This window comes from Pengzhenrongella sp., assembly GCF_036565025.1.
Lineage (GTDB): Bacteria > Actinomycetota > Actinomycetes > Actinomycetales > Cellulomonadaceae > Pengzhenrongella.
This window is the reverse complement of the sequence record NZ_DATCNW010000150.1, coordinates 1-2,577: the sequence shown is the minus strand read 5'-3', so window position 1 is coordinate 2,577 and position 2,577 is coordinate 1. Positions and strand designations below refer to the sequence as shown.

The following is a 2,577-nucleotide window of genomic DNA, read 5'->3' as shown; positions in this document are numbered from 1 at the left end:
AGACGTTCGAGTCCTCCCACCTGCGCCGCCATGACTTCCATGGCGAGTGGAACTACGACCTCAGCGCCGATTCCCACACCGCAGGCAACGGCATCACAACACGCCCGGGACCTCGGGCTTAATTATTGCGCGAGCCCTAAGCCGAGCGTAGCCAGTCGATCGGCTTTTGCCAGGAGCGGCTCGGCCGGCCCCGCTCACGCCAGCTGTTCGCTCTCACGCAGGACCGCTGGACCTGTCCCATTCCGCCGCAAGCGGACCATGGGAAGCACCCTAGGTGGCGGTGACGGCGCTGACCGGTCGAGGAGTGATCCGATGCTCACCGCCGTGGGACGATGCCAAGGTCAGATCATTGCGGGCCCTGGAGGTCAAACATGGCGGACGATGCAGCCGACGATGCCGGGCGAACAAGTTACCTCCACGACGACCTGATGGTGGAGTACTACCGCCTCGTGGACATTGTGGCCAGTTTCGACCAGCGGCTCCTGACCGTGAAGAGTTGGGGCGTCACGTTCTCCCTGGCGACACTGGCCTTGGGGTTCCAGCAGGACCACTACGGCTTGTTCCTGGTCGCGGCCGCGGGCGCACTGGGCTTCTGGCTCATCGAGTGGTCCACCAAGTCCCACCAGATTCGGTACTACCCGCGGATGAGCGACATCGAGACGATCGCGCACGAGCTGTACGGCGAACACACCATGCAGGGCACTGCATCGTCGCCGCTGATCAACTGGGGTTGGCAAACCGCCGCGCAGCGTATCTGGGGCGAGCGCTTCACTTGGGGCAAGCTCTCCAAGAGCAGCCCCGGCGGCGCTCAGCGAGACCCGCGGGTGCCGCAGCGGTGGGAGGCCGTCGATCGCGACTCGCGTGTGAACGACTGGATCCTGCTTTGGCCGCACGTGGCGCTCCCGCACGCGATCGCGGTGGCGCTCGGACTGGCGCTGTTTGTTCTCGGCCTGATCGGCAAGTTCGGGCCAATCTGATCGCCCGACGGCTGGGGTGCGTCTTTGCGCCGCGTCATACCGCGTCAGGGGCCCTGCCTGCTGTGCTGCGGTGGGGTCTGTCCTGACGCGGTCGTCGTCGATATCCTCGGCCCATGAGACGCGTGTCCGGGTCGGCGCGATGACCCGTCTCAAGCGAAGCTTCACCCGCGCCGGAAACCACATCGGCGTGTGGATGTATCGCACACTGAAAGGGCGGCTGTCCAGTGGCAGCAAGAATGTCCACGTCCTGATGATCACGACGCCGGGCCGCCGTACCGGCATCCCTCGCTCGACCTGCGTGCGGTACCTCGAGACGCCGGCGGGCTTCGTAGTCTGGGGCACCGGCTCCGGTTCGCGCAGAGACCCCGACTGGTTCCAGAACCTGCGCAAGGCTCCCACCGCCCGGGTCCAAGTACGGGAGCGGCAGCTCGTGGTGCGGCCCCACGAGTTGCACGGCGAGGAGCGGGACGCCATGTGGAGCGACCTCATTGAGACCCAGGCGCCCGGGGTCAGCCGGTACGCGCGAAAGGCAGGGCGCACCATCCCGGTGGCCGTTCTCGAACCGGTTCAGGTCTAGTTCGTTCAGGGTGATCCTGGCCGCTGGAAGCCGGCGTCTTTCCGCCGCGTCCGGGCGCGATGCGAGCACCCCAACGACGCCGATGAGCGAGCTTCTTCGACTACAGCAGGAGGGCGTCACGATACGGCACAACATAGCGCGCGCGACGGTCTCGCGGGGGCGGCTATGGCGAGGATCTCGCGGCACATGGCGATGCACTGAGACTGCGAGAGGAAGGGCGTGCCGCAGGGTCACGTCGAGCTGTTCACCCGCCTTGGGCGACTGGGCGCCGGCGGCCCGGAGGCCTTCGAGGACCAGCAGGACGGGATGATGACCGTGGCCCAGGGGCAGGCGACGTCGCTGGAGACGGTGAGCTCGGCGGGCCCGAGTCACACGGCTTCTGGGGCCGGGAGTACGCCGAGCTGGCCGAGCAGGCCGGCGACGTCCATGATGATGCGGCTCTCGACGAAGATGCCGTCGCGGTAGCGGTCGATGGTCCAGGCCTCGACGGTGGCGGTGCGTCCGGTCGCCGGGATACCCATGAACTCACCCTCGTGCGTGCCCGTCCAGGTAGAGAAGCCCATGACCCGGTCGCCCTCGACGAGGGTGTCATGGAGCGTCCAGCGGAGGTCGGGGAAGCCGGCGAACATCATGGCGAGGACGTCGCCGAGGCCTGCCCGTCCCGGTCCCTGGCCAGGGAGTGGGTTCAGCTCGACGAAGTCCTCGGCGACCATGTCGACCAGGGCCCGGTCGAGGTCCTGGGCGTTGATCACGTCGTCGATGAAGCGGTGCGCGAGCGCGCGAAGGTCTTGCTGGACAGCGGTGCTGGTCATGGTGGTTCCTTTCAGAGGGTGGGATTCTGCGGGTAGTGCCGTGCGCGACTGGTTTCACAAGGGCAGTGGGTGGCGCATCAGGCCGGTGCCAGGGAGTCGTCCGGAGAGGGTGCGGATGAAGTCGAGGGCGTCCATCTCGACGTGCTCACCGCCGTCCCCCTGGCTGAACGTGCCGCCGGCGGCGCCGGTCAGGTGGAGGTGGAACGGCTCC

General features: G+C 67.2%; 3 protein-coding genes. 2 read left to right on the top strand and 1 reads right to left on the bottom strand.

The features are described from left to right. Positions 1-371: 371 nt before the first annotated feature. Positions 372-977: a hypothetical protein gene (locus tag VIM26_RS08580; RefSeq protein WP_331950146.1), complete on the top strand. Its 606-nt coding sequence runs from the start codon at positions 372-374 to the stop codon at positions 975-977. A 139-nt stretch (positions 978-1,116) separates the two neighbouring features. After that, positions 1,117-1,554: a nitroreductase/quinone reductase family protein gene (locus tag VIM26_RS08575; RefSeq protein ID WP_331950144.1), complete on the top strand. Its 438-nt coding sequence runs from the start codon at positions 1,117-1,119 to the stop codon at positions 1,552-1,554. Between the two features lie 368 nt (positions 1,555-1,922). Here the strand turns inward: VIM26_RS08575 and VIM26_RS08570 are convergent, their stop codons facing one another. Continuing rightward, a complete protein-coding gene (locus VIM26_RS08570) occupies positions 1,923-2,366 on the bottom strand; it encodes an ester cyclase (RefSeq protein WP_331950142.1) in 444 nt (147 codons plus the stop codon). Positions 2,367-2,577: the final 211 nt, after the last annotated feature.

Coding starts and splice junctions, on each gene's coding strand:
- VIM26_RS08570 (WP_331950142.1), bottom strand. CDS start 2,366: ATGACCAGCACCGCTGTCCAGCAAGACCTTCGCGCGCTCGCGCACCGC.
- VIM26_RS08580 (WP_331950146.1), top strand. CDS start 372: ATGGCGGACGATGCAGCCGACGATGCCGGGCGAACAAGTTACCTCCAC.
- VIM26_RS08575 (WP_331950144.1), top strand. CDS start 1,117: ATGACCCGTCTCAAGCGAAGCTTCACCCGCGCCGGAAACCACATCGGC.